The sequence below is a fragment of the Mesorhizobium sp. WSM4989 genome (assembly GCF_029625795.1).
Lineage (GTDB): Bacteria > Pseudomonadota > Alphaproteobacteria > Rhizobiales > Rhizobiaceae > Mesorhizobium.
The window spans coordinates 244154-262253 of sequence record NZ_JARTVN010000001.1; the positions used below are offsets into that span (position 1 = coordinate 244154).

At 63.7% G+C, this 18100-nt stretch carries 18 protein-coding genes; 9 read left to right on the forward strand and 9 right to left on the reverse strand.

What is annotated here, in order from left to right; translation table 11 throughout:
• Positions 1–27: 27 nt before the first annotated feature.
• Positions 28–570 carry a hypothetical protein gene (locus P9217_RS01250; RefSeq protein WP_066999535.1) on the reverse strand — a complete coding sequence of 181 codons (543 nt, stop codon included), beginning with the start codon at positions 568–570 and terminating at the stop codon, positions 28–30.
• A gap of 361 nt (positions 571–931) precedes the next feature.
• Between P9217_RS01250 and P9217_RS01255 the strand changes: the two genes are divergently transcribed.
• Positions 932–2944, forward strand: coding sequence for an acyltransferase family protein (locus P9217_RS01255; RefSeq protein WP_245322360.1), 2013 nt, complete (start codon positions 932–934; stop codon positions 2942–2944).
• A 256-nt stretch (positions 2945–3200) separates the two neighbouring features.
• On the opposite strand, the gene P9217_RS01260 is transcribed toward P9217_RS01255, so the two are convergent.
• Positions 3201–3554, reverse strand: coding sequence for a cupin domain-containing protein (locus P9217_RS01260; protein WP_127246740.1), 354 nt, complete (start codon positions 3552–3554; stop codon positions 3201–3203).
• Between the two features lie 284 nt (positions 3555–3838).
• Between P9217_RS01260 and P9217_RS01265 the strand changes: the two genes are divergently transcribed.
• Complete coding sequence (locus P9217_RS01265) at positions 3839–4156, forward strand: hypothetical protein (RefSeq protein ID WP_066999538.1); 318 nt, start codon at positions 3839–3841, stop codon at positions 4154–4156.
• Positions 4157–4360: 204 nt separating this feature from the next.
• The gene (locus P9217_RS01270; protein ID WP_278086813.1) at positions 4361–5626 is read left to right on the forward strand and encodes a DUF763 domain-containing protein; all 1266 of its coding nucleotides are present in this window, start codon (positions 4361–4363) and stop codon (positions 5624–5626) included.
• Positions 5627–6509: 883 nt separating this feature from the next.
• Here P9217_RS01270 and P9217_RS01275 read toward each other — a convergent pair.
• The 6 genes from P9217_RS01275 to P9217_RS01300 all read right to left on the reverse strand — a co-directional run bounded on the left by P9217_RS01275 (position 6510) and on the right by P9217_RS01300 (position 10174).
• Positions 6510–7109, reverse strand: a complete 600-nt coding sequence (locus P9217_RS01275; RefSeq protein ID WP_278086812.1) for a DUF6456 domain-containing protein — start codon at positions 7107–7109, stop codon at positions 6510–6512.
• Positions 7110–7388: 279 nt separating this feature from the next.
• Positions 7389–7730, reverse strand: a complete 342-nt coding sequence (locus tag P9217_RS01280; RefSeq protein ID WP_127326152.1) for a hypothetical protein — start codon at positions 7728–7730, stop codon at positions 7389–7391.
• Complete coding sequence (locus P9217_RS01285; RefSeq protein ID WP_067322350.1) at positions 7651–8358, reverse strand: hypothetical protein; 708 nt, start codon at positions 8356–8358, stop codon at positions 7651–7653. The genes P9217_RS01280 and P9217_RS01285 overlap by 80 nt, the downstream gene beginning before the upstream one ends.
• Before the next feature lie 265 nt (positions 8359–8623).
• Positions 8624–9421 carry a GcrA cell cycle regulator gene (locus tag P9217_RS01290; RefSeq protein ID WP_127246736.1) on the reverse strand — a complete coding sequence of 266 codons (798 nt, stop codon included), beginning with the start codon at positions 9419–9421 and terminating at the stop codon, positions 8624–8626.
• A gap of 103 nt (positions 9422–9524) precedes the next feature.
• Positions 9525–9836, reverse strand: coding sequence for a hypothetical protein (locus P9217_RS01295; RefSeq protein ID WP_278086811.1), 312 nt, complete (start codon positions 9834–9836; stop codon positions 9525–9527).
• Positions 9833–10174: a hypothetical protein gene (locus tag P9217_RS01300; RefSeq protein ID WP_278088262.1), complete on the reverse strand. Its 342-nt coding sequence runs from the start codon at positions 10172–10174 to the stop codon at positions 9833–9835. The genes P9217_RS01295 and P9217_RS01300 overlap by 4 nt, the downstream gene beginning before the upstream one ends.
• An 80-nt stretch (positions 10175–10254) precedes the next feature.
• On the opposite strand from P9217_RS01300, the gene P9217_RS01305 reads away from it, so the two are divergent.
• Both P9217_RS01305 and P9217_RS01310 read left to right on the forward strand, forming a co-directional pair.
• Positions 10255–10887, forward strand: coding sequence for a S24 family peptidase (locus P9217_RS01305; protein WP_278086810.1), 633 nt, complete (start codon positions 10255–10257; stop codon positions 10885–10887).
• Between the two features lie 199 nt (positions 10888–11086).
• Positions 11087–14989: a tetratricopeptide repeat protein gene (locus tag P9217_RS01310; RefSeq protein WP_278086809.1), complete on the forward strand. Its 3903-nt coding sequence runs from the start codon at positions 11087–11089 to the stop codon at positions 14987–14989.
• Between the two features lie 88 nt (positions 14990–15077).
• On the opposite strand, the gene P9217_RS01315 is transcribed toward P9217_RS01310, so the two are convergent.
• Positions 15078–15323 (reverse strand): hypothetical protein, encoded by a 246-nt coding sequence (locus tag P9217_RS01315; RefSeq protein ID WP_278086808.1) that lies wholly within the window; start codon positions 15321–15323, stop codon positions 15078–15080.
• A gap of 68 nt (positions 15324–15391) precedes the next feature.
• Here P9217_RS01315 and P9217_RS01320 point away from each other — a divergent pair, with 68 nt between their 5' ends.
• The 4 genes from P9217_RS01320 (at position 15392) to P9217_RS01335 (ending at position 18030) form a co-directional block, all read left to right on the forward strand.
• Positions 15392–15928, forward strand: coding sequence for a hypothetical protein (locus P9217_RS01320; protein ID WP_141247088.1), 537 nt, complete (start codon positions 15392–15394; stop codon positions 15926–15928).
• A 124-nt stretch (positions 15929–16052) separates the two neighbouring features.
• Positions 16053–17141, forward strand: coding sequence for a GSU2403 family nucleotidyltransferase fold protein (locus P9217_RS01325; RefSeq protein ID WP_278086807.1), 1089 nt, complete (start codon positions 16053–16055; stop codon positions 17139–17141).
• An 82-nt stretch (positions 17142–17223) separates the two neighbouring features.
• The gene (locus P9217_RS01330; RefSeq protein ID WP_278056581.1) at positions 17224–17571 is read left to right on the forward strand and encodes a hypothetical protein; all 348 of its coding nucleotides are present in this window, start codon (positions 17224–17226) and stop codon (positions 17569–17571) included.
• A 126-nt stretch (positions 17572–17697) separates the two neighbouring features.
• On the forward strand, positions 17698–18030 hold the full coding sequence (locus P9217_RS01335) for a hypothetical protein (protein ID WP_278086806.1): 333 nt from the start codon (positions 17698–17700) through the stop codon (positions 18028–18030).
• Positions 18031–18100: the final 70 nt, after the last annotated feature.

Genomic DNA, 18100 nt, shown 5'->3' on the forward strand with positions numbered 1-18100 from the left:
CCGCCGCACCAGAAGGCTCGTGCCCGGCTATTTTACCGGGATCATGAGATGCGCGTAGGGCGTGCCCGGCCACATCACGTAAGGCTTGGACGTGTCGGGCTTGGCATCGGTCGGATAGCCTTTCATCATGTCCATCGCGTTGACGATCATCACATGCGGCCCCGTCTCGATCCAATTGTTGCCTGCCTCGGGCTTCGTCGCATAAGGATCGGTATTGCTGCCGTCGGTGCCGCCGGACAGCATATACATGAAGCCGACCTTGCCTTTGGGGGGTTCCTTCTTTTCCAGCCAGGCCATCGCCCATTCCATCGAGTTGGCATCGCCGCACATCGGATCCGGACCGGGCGAGGCCGGATTGTCCGGCATGCACCAGAAGCCGGTCTTGCCCTCGCGCAGGGTGCGCATGTTCCCCTTTTCATCCATGGCGTAGACCGCAGCGCCACTCGCCACTGCGGCGGGTGCGGCGGACTCGGCGCTTTTGATCAGCGCAGCGTCGTCGGCAGCTGCGCCCTGCATCGCAATCAAACTGCCCGCTGCCAACAGCGCAGCGACCGTCAGAAGCCGTTTCATGGCCGTTCTCCGGTTCGAGTTGATGTCTTTGTGCATGATGTCGGACGTCACGGCGTCCCAGAGCCGTTCGTCGGTGCATTGATCCTACCAGATTACCTGCAGGCGGACAATTTGCCTTTAGCGTTCGCCAATGTCCTTCCATGCTCTCGAACGCTGGCGAAACCGGCGGCTGAGCTCCTTCGTCATCCTGGGCGAAACGAGGCGCGCAGACCCTGGCGTGCCGAAGCGTCGGCTGCCGCCGGCGTTGCTGCCGCCTCCCTTTATGTTGCACTGCGTTAGATTTGTTGCATTGCGGTATGAGCCCATAGGCGCGAGGCTTTCCCAAGGCGGGATACGAACGACCGTTGCGAGGTTCGCCTTCGTGTCAGCACCATCGCCGGACTTCCGGCCCGATATTGAGGGGTTGCGGGCGCTCGCCGTGGCGGGCGTTGTCGCTTTCCACTTCGGCTTCACCGCCCTGCCCGGCGGCTTTGCCGGCGTGGACATCTTTTTCGTCATCTCCGGTTACCTCATCACCCGCCATCTGGTCAGCGAGATTTCGCTCACCGGCCGGCTCGACCTCCTTCGTTTTTATGCCCGACGCGCGCGGCGGCTGCTGCCGGTGGCGCTGTTCGTCATCGCCGCCACGCTTGCCGTCGGCACGCTGATCCTGTCGCCGGAGGAGCAGGCGCTCTATTCCAAGGGCGCGATGTTCGCGTCCGCCTACATGATCAATCTGTGGCTGATCCGCTGGTCGTTCGACTATTTCGCCAGCGATGCCGCCAACAACCCCTTTATCCATTACTGGTCGCTGTCGGTGGAGGAGCAGTTTTACCTCGCCTGGCCGGCGCTGCTGATGCTGGCGGCCTGGCTGAAGCCCGGCAAGCGGACGATCATGCTTGCGATCGGCATTGCCGGCCTGGTCTCCTTCGCGGTCTGCGCCTGGCTGACCCCCATTTCGCAGCCCTGGGCCTTCTACTTCTCGCCGCTGCGCGCCTGGGAATTCGCCGCCGGCGGGCTGGCTTCGATGGCGCCGGCATGGCTGCTCCAGAACCGCCCGCGGCTCGGGACGGCGTTCAGCCTGTGCGGGCTGGTCCTCATTGCCTTCGCTTACCTCACCTTCAGCGAGGAGGCTCCCTTCCCCGGTTTTCTGGCGCTCGTGCCCGTGGCCGGTACTGTCCTTCTCTTGCTGGCGGGCGCGGCCGGCGTCAGGGACGGCATTCTTGCACGCAATTTCGAACGGAAAACCGCGGGGCTCTTTTCCTCGAATTGCGTAAATGCCGCCCTGGCGCTGCCGCCCTTGCAGTGGATCGGAAAGGTTTCCTACTCGCTCTATCTCTGGCACTGGCCGGTGATCGTCTACGCCGGCATGCTGGTCGAGGAGCTGACTTTTGCGCAACGCTTCGCCTGCCTCGGGCTGACGTTGGCGCTCTCTGCGCTGAGCTACCATTTCATCGAGAATCCAATCCGCCGCAATGGCTGGCTTATGGCCAATGCGGCGCGGGCGCTGGTGCCGGCCCTCCTCCTGACCGGCACCGGCGTCGCAGCCGCCTACGGCAACGCAGCGCTTGCCGTGCGCGCCGAGGACCCCGAGCAGCGCGCGATCGCGGCAAGTGCGGCCGAGCCGGCCACCGCGCGCGCCAAGGCCTGCGTCGAGGGCTACGACACGGTAACGCCGAAACCCTGCGTGTTCGGCAATGGCCAGCGCGTGATCGCGCTGTTCGGCGATTCGCACGCCGATCACTGGTCGACACCGCTGATCGAGGCAGGAAAGAAGAACGGCTACCGCGTCGAGACCTGGCTGAAGAGCTCGTGCCGGCCCTCACGGTTTTCCTACTTTGTCACGAAGCTCAACCGCGACTACCGCGAATGCGACCAGTGGCGCGAACAGGCGATCAAGGAGATCATCGCGGCCAGGCCTTCGCTGGTGGTGATCTCCGAACTGGCGCTGACCTCCTCGCGCAAGATGGCGGCGGGCAAGGGCGAGCCGGACACGCCGGACGCCGTATGGCGGGCCGGCCTGCGCTCGACACTAACCAGCTTGAGCAAGGCCGGGCTGAAGATCGCCTTCATCCGCGACGTGCCGTTCAACGACGAGAACATCGACACCTGCGTGTCGCGCGCGCTGTGGCGCGACAAGGCGCCATCGCTCTGCGACCAGAGCCGCGCCTATGCCGCCAACGACCAGATGGCGGCGGTCGAGCGCGAGATCGTCACCAGCGTGCCCAATGCCACTTACGTCGACCTCACCGACCGCTTCTGCAACGCCACAACCTGCCACGTCTTCATCGACGGCCAGCTCGCCTTCCGCGACCAGCACCATCTGGCGACCCCATTCGCGGAATCGCTGGAACCGGAGGTGGAAAGGCGCGTGATCTCGAAGGTGGGAAGGTAGGGCGCCGCCCCTGTCGTTCGTGATCCTAGGGCGGAGCAAGGAGCGAAGCGACGCGCGCAGACCCTAGGATCCATGCCGTGACGCTAAAGCGTTGCAGCAGTAACAGAATTCTGCACCGTAGCGCTTCACGCCGAAGGTCACGGCATGGATCCTCGGGTCAAGCCCGAGGATTGCGACCGTGCGAGCGTCGGCGTTCCTTCACACCCGTCTGTCCTGCCAGACATCCCCCGCACGGGGGGAGATCAGCAGCTTCTGCTTACTCCGCCACAACCACAAAATGCTTGGTCACCGGCTCGAGGATCTTCCAGGTGCCCTTGAAATCGGCTTCGACCACGAAGGCGTCGCCGGGGCCGACCTCGACCGGCTCGCCGCCATCGGGCGTGATGAGGATGCGGCCGGCGATCATGTGGACGAATTCATAGTCGGTGTAGGTGGCGTGATAGGTGCCGGGCGAAGCGCGCCAGGTGCCGGACATCACCTTGCCGTCCTCGCTGGTGTGCTGGACGGTCGTCTGCATAGTCGGCGCCCCCTCGACCGCGATCCAGCCCGGCAGATCGCCGCCATCGCCATGCTCGACGGGGCCGAATTTCAGGATGGTGGGCTTGGTCATGGCAGGCTCCTGCGGTTGGGATTGGCTGGACGTGGCAATAGACGACGACGCCGCGCGCGCACGCGCTGCACGGCGACAGCAGGTGGCGATATGGCGACTCCGAAGATCGAAAACAGCGGGGCGAAGAAAAGCGTGACCTTCCCCGCAAGGGCGAAGATCGTCAGCTTCGGCGCCGCTTCGCTCCTTGCTGGGCCCAGGATCGCCGCCCAACTTTCTCGGAACACCACCCGTCCCGAAACCGTTTGTGCCTCGAAGGGGCAACCATCGACCTCAAGGAGGCAGCGATGAAAAAGCTTCTGCTTGCTTCGATGATCGCCATCGCCTCGGCGTTTGCGATCGCGCCGGCGAGTGCCGGTAGCGTTCAGTTCGGCATCGGCGTCGGCCCCAGCTACGGCGATTACTATGGTGACTACTATGGCGGGTATTACCCTCACCGCTATTACCGACACGTCTACGATGACGACTACTACACTCCCTATCGCGAGCGTTATGTGGTGCGCTATCATAACCGGTATTATCGCGATCATTGCCGGATCAAGATCGTGAAGCACTGGCGCCACGGCCACCGCGTCATCGAAAAGATCCGCATCTGCCGGCGCTGACCGACCAGCGAGCGGACATCTCCCCTCGGCGAGGGGAGATGTTCGGTCGACATCGCTCGACGTCGTCGAGGTCTCGCCACTTCGCTTCAGGGCTTGGTTTCGGGTTTTGCCGTTACTGACAGGCGACATTGGCTGCGGTTGCGCCGCCTTGCAAATTCCCGCCAAAATGCCAACTAGAAGCCGGCATTCATAAGGAAAGCAAAAGTGACGCAGCGAAGCGGCAGCGCCGACCTGCCGCTGCATGGCGGGCGGGTTCCGAAATGGCTGGGCGATCGCATGACGAAGCTGGGCGCGGTGCTGTGCGAAGCCATCGTCCACCATTACGGCCGCGACGAGCTTTTGCGGCGCCTCGCCCATCCCTTCTGGTTCCAGTCCTTCGGCGCCGTGATGGGCATGGACTGGCATTCTTCCGGCATCACCACTTCCGTCATCGGCGCGCTGAAGCGGGGCCTCAATCCGATGGCCGGCGAGCTTGGCATCCATGTCTGCGGCGGGCGCGGCGCACACTCGCGCAAGACGCCGGGCGAGCTGATGGCGATCGGCGACCATGTCGGCCTCGACGGCCAAGCTCTTGCCACTGCCAGCCGGCTGGTCGCCAAGGTGGACAGCGCCGCCGTGCAGGACGGCTACGACCTCTACCTGCACGGCTTCATCGTCAGCGATGACGGGCGCTGGGTGGTGGTGCAGCAGGGCATGAACGGCGACGCCCGCCAGGCGCGCCGCTACCACTGGCTGTCGGAGGGGCTGGAAAGCTTCGTCGACCAGCCGCATGCGGCGATCGAGGGCGAACGCCAAGGCGAGATCGTCAACCTCACCGACCACCGCGCCGAGAAAGCGCGCGACGGGCAGATCGCGCTTCTGAAGACGATGAGCCCGGAAAAGATCCTGAGCGAGCTTGCCGTTCTGGAGCCAGCCGAAGCGCCCGAGCCGGCCGCGCAACCGCTGCTCCCCAACCTCGTCATGCCCGCGCATCACGACGTGCGCGAAAGCGACATCGTCATGCGCCGCCTGCACGGCAACATTGCCGCCGCGATCGAGAGCGGCCCGAAGGATTTTCCCGAACTGCTGCTGGTGCCCGGCGTCGGCCCGCGCACGGTGCGCGCGCTCGCCATGGTGTCGGAAGTGTTGCACGGCGCGCCCTGCCGCTTTTCCGACCCGGCGCGCTTCTCGCTCGCCCACGGCGGCAAGGACCGCCACCCCTTCCCCGTGCCGCTGAAGGTCTATGACGAGACGATCTCGGTGCTGAAATCGGCGGTGAGCAAGGCGAAACTCGGGCGCGAGGAAGAGCTGCAGGCACTCAAGCGGCTGGACGGGGAATCACGTCGGATGGAGCGCTATGTGACGGGGCCGAGCCTGAAGGAGATCGTCGCCGGCGAGATGGATCAGTCTCATCTGCTGGGGGGACGGAGCGTGTTTGGGTGGGAACCACCACCTGACAGCGACCCGAAGCCGCTGAAGAAAGGCGCTTGAGACACGGCTGAAACGGCGTCACGCAAAGCGCGCAGATAACCGCATCGATCGGCGCTGCCCCTCATTGCCCTGCCGGGCATTTCTCCCCGTATAGTGACGGGGAGAAAGATGCTGTCACCGCCGCTTTCGCCAACCGCCAACGTCGCGGAATAGCTGCCAGCGTCGCGGCCATCCCCTTCTCCCCGTCACTATACGGGGAGAAGGTGCCGGCAGGCGGATCAGGGGCAGCGCCGAGGCCAGAAGTTTTTGCGCGGTCGTCTTTCAATACGCTCTTCGCAGTGAATCGTCGGAATGAATAACAATGTGAATTTGTCCTTCGGCACGTGGTTTAATCAGTGCTGGGATTGGGAGAGAGCCGCAGCCGCCTCCTGCTTCCAGCTTCAGCGGCCAGTTTCAGCCACTTCAAACTTTCGCCGGCGTCGGCTCTCACCCCGTCTGCCCCAGTGGCATAGGCTTTGCAACCATAAGCTGGTAGGGTGTTGCTGGATCGGCGCCTTCCTCGACAACCAGCAGGCCCCGCGAGCCAAGCCGACGGAACCAGTAAATCGCATCCGCCTCTTCTAGACTGGATGGTCACTGCGAAGCGAGGTGGTCGTGGTCGGCTGGCCGGTCATCTTCAATCCGGAGATCAGTGGATTAACGGTCATCGCCAGCTCGATTTCAGGTGCCCCCAGGCCGCCTTAAGCACAAACAGCAGTGTCATCAACATTGCGGTGTTGAGAACAGGATGGGCGTTAAACACGGTCGCAATTACTGCAGCGACGGCCGATCATGAACATCATTGAACCGGAAACAAGTCTAATGAAACGCATTCAGTCACTCCAGTTGCATAGTCACATAAGCAGCTTTCGATCCGGCGCAAGTTTGGCACATCGCTTTCCCCTCACCCTACCTTCCTCCCCATCATCATCCCGTAATGCACCGCCAACAAATCCAGCCCGACCTTCAGCAGCTTGACCACCACATCGCGGCCGTCGCCGGTGCGTTCGGCGATGGCCTTCACCGACTGGCCTTCGAGGCAGATTTTTCGGACCACCTCCGCCACCTCCCAGTGGGCGAGCGCGGCCGCTGCGTGGGCGTGCGCGCGGCCGGCTGAGAGCACGCGGTCGGGCACGCCGCCGCCGACGCGGCCGCCGTCGACGCGCTCGCTCCAGGATTGCGGCTGCAGGCCCTCGCGGGCGGAGCGCTCGAAATCGTCGCGAAAACGCTGGCCGGCTTCGCGCTGCTGACGGGTGAGCGAGGTGATGCCGGTGAGCGGATCGACATTGCGCAGGCGCACGATGCCGCCGGTTGAGGTGTAGCCACCGTTCGACACCTGGTAGACGCGGCGCGCCTCGGCCGTGCCGGGGGTGAGGCGCTGGCGGCCGAAGGCGTCGGGCTTCAGCGCGAAGTCATGGCCGATCTCGCGGCGGATGCGCACCTGCTCGGCCTCGCCCTTGGGGAGTTTCGGGGGTTGCGGTTTCTTGGCGGCTTTGCGGGGCATGGGCGGTGTCCTTTGTGGTGGGTGGTGTGAGTGGCCAACGGGAGAGGCTGCGTTCCTTCGCGCCCCCCTCTGCCCTGCCGGGCATCTCCCCCACTTGGGGGGAGATTGGCAGCTTGGGCGCCCCCGCTCAGACCTGCGAGGGTGGAGGCTGGCGAAAGCGGTGGCGAAGTCTGATCTCCCCCCTTGTGGGGGAGATGTCCGGCAGGACAGAGGGGGGCGCTGTCCCGCCGGCATATCGATCATTGTCGGCTCCCCCTCCGTCGCGGCTGCGCCGCGCGACTAGCCGGGGCGAACCACGGGTCTCGCCCGTCCTTCGGACCCCCCACTTCGCGGCGGCGAAGAAATGAGCGCCCGCTTCGCCAACAGCTCCCGCATCAGCCGCCGTTCCCGCACCTCGATCGAAAGCTGGGCGCTGGACGGGCAGAACTGGGCGTTGTCGACCTTCGCCTCGCCGCGGATGAAGCGCTGGATCGCGGCTTGCACATCGGCAAGCTCGGCATCCTGCACGGCTGCGAGATAGCCGCGCAGCTGCATCTCGGGATCAGCGAGCGCGGATTGCGGGAAGCAACTGAACATCGCGGCCAGCGCTTTCGCCGCCTGCTGCAATTCGGCTGCGGTCATTGATCTCCTCGATGATGGCGTTGGCGGCATCGACATGTGTCTTGCGGCGATGCCAGTTCTGTCCGGCTGAACGGCCCGAAAATAATTTCTCGTTCTTTTGCCGCGGAGCGGCAGCCCGGGAAGAAAACGCCAGGGCGTTTTCTCCCGATGGATCTATGGCTATTGGATTGTTGGATTCTGGATTCTTGGATTCTGGACTCTGGGGCTTATCCTCCCCCTTATCCCCTGACTTAACCCGCCGCTTATCCAAGCGCGAAAACGCCCTTTCTTTCGAAAGGCTTGGGTTGCCGCCCTTGAGGCCGTTGCGGCGCACCACGCGCGCCTTACGCGCATCCGCGATCATGCGCCGGGAGTAGATGCGGCCATGCCGGTCTCGCGAGAAGACGCGGTTCTGCTCGAGCTCGGCAAGCAGGCATCCCAGCTCCATTTCTGTGCAGCCGGCAAGGCGCGCGAGCGCCGCCTCCTCCAGCCCCTTGCCGGCGATGGCGACATAGCCAACCGGCTCGTGCGCGGCGGCAATGCAGAGCATCCGCATCCACAGGCCTTGGGCCGCCAGCGAGCAGAGGCGCAGATTTGGATCGGACTCCCAATCCGACCAGAAAAACTTCGACCAGGTCGTACCGCTCATGGGATTGCCTGATGAGAGGCCGGGCAGCGGCAGGTGGCTAATCTCCCCCCTTGCGGGGGAGATGGCCGGCAGGCCAGAGGGGGGTGCTGTCCCGCCAGCCTATCCGCTCTGCTTGTCCTCCACTTTGCCCATTGTACTGCTGTCGTACCTTGAAAGGATTGGCGAGGCTGGCGTTCCTTCACACCCCCCTCTGTCCTGCCGGACATCTCCCCCGCAAGGGGGGAGATTGAGCACTCCGCCGCCGGCGCCTTCATTGTTGCCACTCTCACATCCCCCTCCCGCGATGGCCGTGAAACCGCGCATGATGATGCGCGCAGTAGGAGCGCGTGGCCGACGTCGGCAGGCCGCAGCAGAGCATGTCGGGACCGGGCCGCGCGCCGACGGGATCCTCGTCCGCCTCCTCGCGCAACGCGAGATCGACCGGCGCGCGGCAGCGCTTGAACAGGCAATCAAGGAAGCGCATCGCCGCGACATGCGGCTGGCGGCCGGGGTTTACCGGGGGCGGCGGCGCGGGGAGCTTGTAGAGCTGGACGTCGGATTTCTCGCGGGTGCCGGGGGAAAGCCAGGCGGGCGGCATGCTGCGCGCCGGTTTGCGGGCTTTGGATTTTTTGGGTTTGGGGGGAGTGCGGGCATCCGGCTCCGTGGATAGCTCAACAGCCGATAGGTTGGCGGGACAGCACCCCCCTCTGCCCTGCCGGGCATCTCCCCCGCAAGGGGGGAGATTGGCAGTTGCGGCGCCGGCGCCCTCAATCAGTTCGGCATGCCTGGAAAGCGCTGCCGGCTCGGAGAGCGTGACACCTCCAGCCGCCACCCTGCCCCGCCGGCCCGGCCGGTCCGGCCGTGCATGTTTCCGCGGCCTGCCGCCGGCGCGGCCACCCTTCGGGTTGGCGAAGCCGATGGCACGAAGGCCGGCGTTGCGGTGCACGATGCCGATAATAGCGTTGCGCGAGACCGGGCTGCCGCGCAGCGCGCTGAAGCGGCCGGCGATGCGGGAGGCCGATAGCCCCTCCTTCAGCCAGGCGGCGATCTCGTCGATTTCCTTTTCGGTGTAGGCGGCAGCCATGTCTCATTCCATTGCTTGCGAAGGGTTGCGAAGCGCTCGGCATGTGGCCAAGCGCCGGGGTTCGGCCGCGGGGCCGTTGGTCAGGTCAGGGAAACGGTTGGGATCAGGCGGCGCCGGGCGCCGCACCAAGCAGGAGAAGAAGGGCCGCCTCGGCGGCGGCCCGGGTCAGGCCCGACACCGCCAGGCCCGCCTTGCGGTCGAACAGGATGACGGTGCCGTCCTCGGTGCGGATGCAGGAGACGAGCCGGCCCGAATTGGGGGCCGGAGCCGGGGGAGGAGCGGCTCCGGCCGTTCCGGTGAACCGGGGTGCGGGCGGTTCGACCGGATCCGGGGCAGAGGCCCCGGAAAGCGTCCGGACCGGGGAGGAGGACGGCCCGGACGATTGGAATTCGACAGGCGAGGCAAGCGCGTTCATGCCGCCTCCCCTTGCATGGCGGCAGCGGCGCGATGGCCCGCCAGCCATTCGTAGCTGATACCGGCAATGCCGCGCCTGCGGCTCGCGGCCACCACATGCGGCCAGTGCTGCGGCGCGATGCGTCCGCGACGGCGCATCTGGCGGGCGGCTTCATAGCCGCAGCCGACATCTGCGGCGAAGGCGCCGATACTCTGCCAGGAATCAATTAGCCCCGATATGCTCGTGGGCAGCCCCGAGATGCTCGTTGGCAGCCCCGAGATGCTCGTGGGCGGCCCCGGCACATTCGCGGCGGAGATGCTCGCAGGGAATGCGGAAACGCTTGCGGTAGGCTCATTCATGCGCTAAGCGTACGTTATGTACGAATGACGCGCAAGCGAAATCGTACAATTTGGACGATAATTTTCAGGCATTTTGTACGATGATGGATTCTCGGCACAGATTGCAGCAGGCGCGCGCCCAGGCCGGCTTTGCCTCGCCCAGCGATGCCGCTCGGGCCTTGCGCGAAATCAACAAGAACACGCTTATCAGCCATGAGAACGGCAACCGGCCGCTGTCGCGCAAGGCGGCGGAGAAATACGGCCGGCTGTTCGGCGTCGACCCGGGCTGGCTCTTGTTTGACGCCGACGGCGTCGAAGCCGCGCCTGTGCACCTCGCCGCCTCGCCCATCACCATCGACGTGCCGATCGTATCGTGGATCAGCGCCGGCGAACTCGGCAGCCAGGACAGCGTGGTCAACCTTTCGGACTACCCGACCATCCCCACCGCCGATCTCGAGGAAGGCGAGTGGATTGCGCTGCGCGTCGACGGACCGTCGATGAACAAGATCTCGCCGCCGGATTCGATCATCTTCGTCAACCTGCGCGACAAGCGGCTGGTGACCAATGGCTGCTATGTGATCGCCGACGAAACCGGCCGCGCCACCTACAAGCGCTACCGCCCGAACGACACCCCGCCCTTCCAGCCGGCGTCCTATCTCGACATCCCGCCGCCGGAGCTCGAAGGCGCGATCACCATCATCGGGCGGGTCAAGCGCTCAATGATCGATATGTGAGAGACAATCTCGCTGAGAAACCGTCGCTCAACGAAGAACAAGAAGAACGTCGCGTTGCCAGGCTTTGAGGGTTGCGTTCTTTGGCCGAGAGCGAACACAGGATAGCGTTCGCAATTTCTGCTTGCATTTCGGAACAAAAACGGAACTATATAGGCAATTGCAGCCGCTGCCGCGGCAACTCCGGGGGGAGGATCAAAACATGTCACGCCGCACCGGCGCGTTCACCCGCGCATTCGTTGCATGGCTTTCATTTGGCCCGCTTTTGGCGCCGGCGGGAATAGTGGTGACGCTTGGCGGGCTTCGCAGTCCGGCCCTCGCAGAGAGCAAGGATTACGCTACTTGCTTCAGCGACGGCGCCCTCTCCGCCGACCAGCAGATTAGCGTCTGCACGCCCATCGCCGAGGACAGCGCCGAGATTCCCGATCTTCGCGTTAACGCCTATTTCTGGCGTGGCCTGGCTTACACGCAGAAGAACGATATCGACCGCGTCATCGCCGACATGACCGACGTGCTCGCGCTTGATCCGACATACGTGCCCGCCTTTACCAATCGCGCCATTGCCTGGGAGAGCAAGGCAGATTTCGAGCGAGCCGTCGCGGACTACACTCGCGCAATCGCGCTCACGCCGGACGATGCCAACCTCTATGCCGACCGCGCCAGGGCACTCAACAAGAAAGGCGAGCACGACCGTGCGATTGTCGAATGCGACAAGGCGATCGACATCGATCCCGCCAACGAGATGGCCTATGGCGTGCGCGGCGTCGCCTGGGAGGACAAGGGCGACGCCACGCGGGCCCAAGCCGACTATGACAAAGCAGAGAGCGTCCGCGCGGACCCCATCACCCCTTACCATGACCGCGCACTTTCATGGATCGCCAAGGGCGAGCGCAGGCGCGCGGAAGCCGATTGCAAGCACATCGCCGGCGTCGATGCGGACAAAGGGCGTGATTGCTCACGCCGGATCGCCGAGGCTTTTGGCGAGCCGCGCGACGGAGGTGGCGAGAAAACCGCCACCGCCCAAAATGCGGTCGGCATAGAATGGCAGGAAAAGGGCGACCATACCCGCGCCATCGCCGCATTCGACGAGGCGATCCGGCTCAATCCAGCAAGTTCCGCATTCTACTTCAACCGCGCCAAGAGCTGGGGCTTAAAGAAGAATTATGCCCGCGCTATCGCCGATCTGGATGAAGCCGTACGCCGCGACCCGGCCAACGCCCCGGCTTACCGCGTGCGCGGCATGACTATGGCTCGAGTCGGCAATTCGAAAGAGGCGCTTGCCGATCTCGACAAAGCGATTTCCATCAGTTCCGACGATCCAAAATCGTATTTCGAGAGGGCGCTTGTCTGGGAGGCGAGCGATCCTGACAAGGCAATAGCGGACCTGGACAAGGCAATCGCGCTCGACCCGGCCAACGCGGACTACCGAAAGGAACGGCTGAGCGTCCAGATCGGCAAGCGCAGGGCCGAGGGGCAACCCGTGCTGCAGTCACCGGGCGCTACGACCAGTCAGGCTCATGTCCCAATCCCAGCTGAGCCGCAGGCGGCCAAGCCTATCGCGCCTCCCACGTATGAGCCGCCGCAACTCTATGCCAAGCGCGACAATTCCGCCGCCATCGACTGGAATATGAAATCGGGGTTGCAGCAGATGCAGGTCGACCCCAAGGGCGCGATAGATACATTCAGCTTTGTCATCGGCCTCGATCCCTACAACGCCGATGCCTACTACCACCGATCCATCGCGGAGGCCTTGCTTGGCAATTTCGACCTCGCCGTCCGCGACTGCCGGCGAGCCGTCGAGCTCGACCCGAAGCGGGCAGGCACGTGCAGGGAACACCTGCCCGGCGAGCAAGGCAAGCCGACCGCCGCGAAGCCAGGCAGGGATCCGGCGACCGCCAGGATCCTGCTCGAGCGCGCCCAGATGCGGCTGTCGAAATATGGCGTGGACGGCGCATTGCTCGATTTCGACAAGGCCATCAGCCTCGATCCCGAAAACGCCGACGCCTATTTCGGTCGCAGCCGCGCCCGGATGCTCAAGGGCGATCAGGCCGGCGCGGCAGTCGATTGCCGGCGTGCCATCGAACTCGACCTGAAGCGGACTGGACGCTGTGACGAGCAGGCTGCCGTTGGCGAAAACAGGCCGGCGCCGCCAGTGGGCATGCAACAGTTGCAGCCCTCTGTTGCGGCCGCCGTTGAAACCTTGGCCAAGCAACTCGGCCAAGGCAAAGCGAGCCCAACGCGAATACTGTCCGCTTCAAAGATGCTGGAGGCGGCCGAGGCGACCGACCCACGTGTCCTGAGCGCGGTGCAGAGCGGCGACACCTTTTCGGACGCGGGCAAATATGACCATGCCATCGCAGAATATGAGAAGGCGATCGCGCTCGACCCCAGTAGCCCATTCGCCTATTTCGGCCGCGGCAAGGCCTTGGCCGCCAAGCGCGCCTACGACCTAGCGATCGCCGACTACGATCGGGTGATCCAGCTCGTTCCGGATCTGGTCTCGGCCCATATTCGCCGGGGGATGGCCAAAACCATGTCGGGCGATGTCGAGGGCGCGCTTACCGATTGCGGCCATGCCGCCACGCTCGACCCGAAGGCGCGCGACGCGTTCTTTTGCAAGGGCATGGCCTGGCACGCCAAGGGCGACGGCGGGCGGGCGATCGCGGCCTATTCATTAGCGATCGCGATCGATCCGAAAGACGCCGCCAGCTATTATGGGCGCGGCATGGCACGGGCCGACAGGAAGGACTATGACGGCGCCATCGCCGATTTCGACCGGGCAATCGACCTCGACCCGCACAATCCGGATTACCTGGTCAGCCGCAAGGCGGCCGACGCGGCAAGAGGAAAAGGCGATGTCGCGGCCGAAGCCGGCGGGCCTGATCCGAAGAAGCTCAAGGCTTTCACCGATCTCGGCGATGCCCTCTACAAGAGGCACAAATTTGATCGCGCCATTGCCGAATACAACAAAGCCATCACGCTCGATCCGAAAATGGCGTCCGCATATCTGGGGCGCGGCATGTCGCTGGTAGCGAAGGGCAAGTATGACGCGGCCATCGATGATTACGGCAAGGTGATCGAACTCTATCCTGCCTACGTCGAAGCTTACCTCGGCCGCGCCGTCGCCTGGAGCAAGAAGAACGAACTGGATCGAGCGATCGCCGATTTCAGCCGCGCGGCCAAGATCGACCCCAGTTCTGCGCCAATCTATTTCGGGCGTGGCAGCGCCTGGCTCGCCAACGGCGATTACGACCAGGCGATTGCGGACTACGACCAGGCGCTCAAGCTGGATCCAAGGCTGGCCCTAGCCGAGGAGGGCCGCAAGCTCGCCGTGGCGGCCAAACGCAAGTCAGCCGGAAGCGATCCTGTCGGCTCTGACCAGAGCAAGTTGAAGACCATCGTCGACCACGGCTACGTCTGGTACAAGAAACGCAAGTATGCACGCGCCACCACCGCGTTCGAACAGGCCATCGCGCTCGATCCGAAAAACCCCGCCGGCTATCGCGGACGGGCGATGGTCCGCACCGACACCCATGACTATGATGGCGCCATTGCCGATTTCAGCAAGGTCATCGAACTCGCGCCGAAGAGCAGCGATGCCTATTTTGGGCGTGCCGCTTTGTGGGGGAAGAAAAACGAGCTTGACCGGGCGTTAGCCGACTATGACCGAGGCCTCGAGATCGATCAGAGTTGGAGCATGGCCTATTACGGACGGGCAACCAAAAGGCTGGAGAAGGCCGATTACGAGGGTGCGATGACAGACTTCGACAAGGCGATCGAACTGGATCCCAAAGTCGCGCGCTTCTACATCGATCGCGGCTTTGCCTATGCGGCAAAAAAGGACATCGACAGCGCAACGCGAGACTTCAACAAGGCGATCAGCCTGGACCCGAAGAAGAGCGCTGGCGCCCATTTCGGTCTAGGTGCAATCAAGGAAAGCCAAGGCGACCACGATGGCGCCATCGCCGAGTACAGCCGCTCTATCGAGATCGACCCGACATATGCCGACGCCTACGATTTGAGGGCACATTCCTGGAGAGCTAAGGGCGATTTGAAGCGCGCCGAGGCCGACCGCAAGAAGGCGCTGAGCCTCGGACTGAACTAGACAGGCATTTTAGAGGGGCGGATGTCGCGTTGGAAATGGTTGCAGGTGGAGGCGGTCGTCCCCTTTGAGCTTCGTTGAGGCAAAAGTGCTACCAGCGATGTTCGGCGGCGGCAGATATCACCATGAGTCGGTGGCGAAGCCGCCCCAGCCTGTGACCACCGCCTACATCGATGCCTAGATCCGGAAGCAGGATCTCCAGATCGTTGAGGCTATCGCACGCGAATTTCCGGATAACTACGATGCGATGCTGCGCAAGATCACTGCCGCCGCCCAGACCGGAAGCCAAACAGAAGTGCGCAATACCAGCAGACAGGCCGTCGCCGATCTGCGGCACAGATATGCACGGCTCCTGCCTTCAGCGCCGGACAGCTAGGTCTCGCTAGCGCTTTCGGGCAACTCGACATGCTCAATCATGTCATGGCGCGCGAAACGCCGGCCACCTGCAACAATTACCTGCGCTATGTCTCGAAGTATGGCCTTTCCTTCAGCGCCTTGCCGTTGCCGTCGAGCAGAATTCCCGAGGCAAACAAATACCCGCCCATCGCTTCCATCTTCGCCATGTCCATGGTGCCGATGGCGCCGTTAGCATTCCTTCAAAAAATGCCGGTCGTTCAGCGCCGGGTTGGTGAGCGTGTCCTTGTTCGCCGCGATCAGCGGGTCGCCTGCGTGCTTCGCGCGGTCGACGGCGAAGGCGTAGCCGGCCCGCGTCCCTCGAAAAAAGCAGCGGCGGCTTGTCGGTTGGCGCCAAGGAACGCGTTTCCGGAAATGATCAAGGTAGTGTGCTCGTCCGGCAGCCGTAATCGGCGTAACGGAAGCTGCGCTGCTCCAAGCTTCCAAGCCCGGCCTCAACGCCTTCCAGGTCGAGTCTTCGGGCGTGACGTCGACCGCACCGGGCAAACCGTTTCCCCAATCCGCAGAAGAGCGGCCCATCTCTCTTAGGAGATGCCGGTCGTTATAAGATTTTTACCAGTTTCTTATAATGCTCTTGAATCTCGCCGAATAAAGGCCCAGTTATAAGAAAACTGCAGGTTTCTTATAAGGCTGCGCACGCCCGGGAGCGGCCATGAAGACCATCGATCTTGCCTATCGTACCCTCTATGCCGAGCTGGTGCAGCGCAGCCTGGATGCCTCCTTCGAGACCGATTTCTCGACGGCAGGCAATTTCGTGCGCGTGCCGGTGAAGGGCCGCGACTACTGGTATTTCGAAGAGACGCGGCCGCAAAAGTCCAGGCGCTATGTCGGCCCGGCGGAAGATCCCGAGATCGCCAAACGGGTCGCGGCCTTCAAGGAGATCAAGGACGATCTCAGAGCTCGCCGCAAGCTGGTCTCCACGCTGGTTCGCGACGCCGGCCTGGCGGCGCCCAATGCTTTCAGTGGCGACGTCGTCGAGGCGCTGGAAAAGGCCGGGCTCTTCCGCCTGCGCGCGGTGCTCGTCGGCACCGTCGCCTTCCAGACCTATGCAGGGCATCTCGGCGTCAAACTGCCAGGAGCCGCACTGCAGACCGGCGATGCCGACTTTGCCCAGTTCCATTCCGTCTCGGCCGAAGTCGACGACAGCATGCCGCCGCTCATCGAGGTGCTGAAGGCGGTCGACCCGACATTCCGGGAAATCCCGCACCGAACCGATGCGGGGCGCACGACGCAGTTCGAGAATGCTTCGCGCTACCGCATAGAATTCCTCACTCCGAACCGAGGCAGCGACGAGCATGCTGACCATGCCAGCCCGATGCCGTCGCTGGGCGGCGCCTCGGCCCAGCCCTTGCGCTTCCTCGATTTCCTGATCCGAGACCCGGTGCGGGCAGTGCTGCTCCACCGCTCCGGCGTGCCGGTGCTGGTCCCCTCTCCCGAACGCTTTGCGGTCCACAAGCTGATCGTCGCGGCGCGACGCGAACGAAGCGCTGCCGCCAAGCGGGAAAAGGACCTGCATCAAGCGGGCCTGCTGGTCGAGGCGCTTGAGACCACGCGTCGGCGAGACGACCTCGCCCATGCCTTCGCGGAAGCGTGGAACCGGGGCGAAGCATGGCGTGAGGCGCTGCGCAAAGGCTTGCAACTGCTTCAGCCGGACAGGCGCGAGATGGTGGACCTGGTCCTCGGCAGGGCGCTCGACGAAGCGCGCATCGAGCTCGACGGTTTCATGAGACGGTCCAGGTGAGGTATCGTTCAAATTGTACGAAACGTTCTTGACCACTTTTCGTACCTAATGTACGATATTGCCCTTCGTTGAGGGGATGTTCTTGAACACCGCGAACCATGCCGCTTTCGCCGACCTTTCCCGCCCATTGCTCTCGCCTTTGCCGCTCGCCGAGCGCGAACGCCTGGCCGGCGCGTGGCGCATGGCCAGCCAGGACATCGCCGACGACATCCGCTTCATCCGGCAATATCTGAAGGTGATCGCGGAGAAGGACGACCGGCTTTCGACCGGCACGCTGGTGCACGGCCGCGCCTATGTCGAGGCCTGCGCGGCCTGGCTGCCCGAAACGATCGCGCGATATTTGAGGAACCTCAGGCTGATCAGCGAATGCGAGTGCGCGATGACTGCGGCGGCCGTGCGCTTTGCAAAATCGAGCGATGCCTGGGAGTGAGATGTCTTCCTTCTTCGCGGAGGAAGACCACCAATCGCGACGAGACAGAGGGGGCGCGAAGGAGCGCGGCGACGGAACGGTTTCCGCCCGCGCCGGGTGCAGAGAATTCCATTTTGCAACCTTCGGATGCACCTCGACAAATGTATCGTTTCACACAATTGCCAATTGGTGGACGTGGGCGAGCGGCCGGTAGTTAATTCCTTTCGGGCGAAGGAAGGCATAGTCGCGTACCAGGGAGGAACTCGTTTGATAGACCAGCAAATCGACATCGGCGCACCAGCCGACGATCAGCCTTACGAAGTCACCTCATTCGCCAGGAAGCATGGGCTGACGATCCCGATCGCGGACGCGGTGCTTTTTGCCAAGGGTCCGTCGCCGTCGCGGGCGGCCTGCGATACCGCCGCGCTGGCTTTCCTCTGCGCCGTTGCGCAATACGCCAGAAAGCAAGGGAGGCGATAGCCGTTTAGCCTCCAGCTCCGCGCCCTAAATCTTCGGGCGCGGTCTTGCTACATTTCGATTGTGCGGATGG

Coding starts and splice junctions, on each gene's coding strand:
- P9217_RS01335 (WP_278086806.1), top strand. CDS start 17,698: ATGCACCTCGACAAATGTATCGTTTCACACAATTGCCAATTGGTGGAC.
- P9217_RS01265 (WP_066999538.1), top strand. CDS start 3,839: ATGAAAAAGCTTCTGCTTGCTTCGATGATCGCCATCGCCTCGGCGTTT.
- P9217_RS01285 (WP_067322350.1), bottom strand. CDS start 8,358: ATGAGCGGTACGACCTGGTCGAAGTTTTTCTGGTCGGATTGGGAGTCC.
- P9217_RS01250 (WP_066999535.1), bottom strand. CDS start 570: ATGAAACGGCTTCTGACGGTCGCTGCGCTGTTGGCAGCGGGCAGTTTG.
- P9217_RS01295 (WP_278086811.1), bottom strand. CDS start 9,836: ATGAACGCGCTTGCCTCGCCTGTCGAATTCCAATCGTCCGGGCCGTCC.
- P9217_RS01260 (WP_127246740.1), bottom strand. CDS start 3,554: ATGACCAAGCCCACCATCCTGAAATTCGGCCCCGTCGAGCATGGCGAT.
- P9217_RS01305 (WP_278086810.1), top strand. CDS start 10,255: ATGATGGATTCTCGGCACAGATTGCAGCAGGCGCGCGCCCAGGCCGGC.
- P9217_RS01275 (WP_278086812.1), bottom strand. CDS start 7,109: ATGCCCCGCAAAGCCGCCAAGAAACCGCAACCCCCGAAACTCCCCAAG.
- P9217_RS01290 (WP_127246736.1), bottom strand. CDS start 9,421: ATGGCTGCCGCCTACACCGAAAAGGAAATCGACGAGATCGCCGCCTGG.
- P9217_RS01310 (WP_278086809.1), top strand. CDS start 11,087: ATGTCACGCCGCACCGGCGCGTTCACCCGCGCATTCGTTGCATGGCTT.
- P9217_RS01320 (WP_141247088.1), top strand. CDS start 15,392: ATGCTCAATCATGTCATGGCGCGCGAAACGCCGGCCACCTGCAACAAT.
- P9217_RS01325 (WP_278086807.1), top strand. CDS start 16,053: ATGAAGACCATCGATCTTGCCTATCGTACCCTCTATGCCGAGCTGGTG.
- P9217_RS01280 (WP_127326152.1), bottom strand. CDS start 7,730: ATGACCGCAGCCGAATTGCAGCAGGCGGCGAAAGCGCTGGCCGCGATG.
- P9217_RS01300 (WP_278088262.1), bottom strand. CDS start 10,174: ATGAATGAGCCTACCGCAAGCGTTTCCGCATTCCCTGCGAGCATCTCC.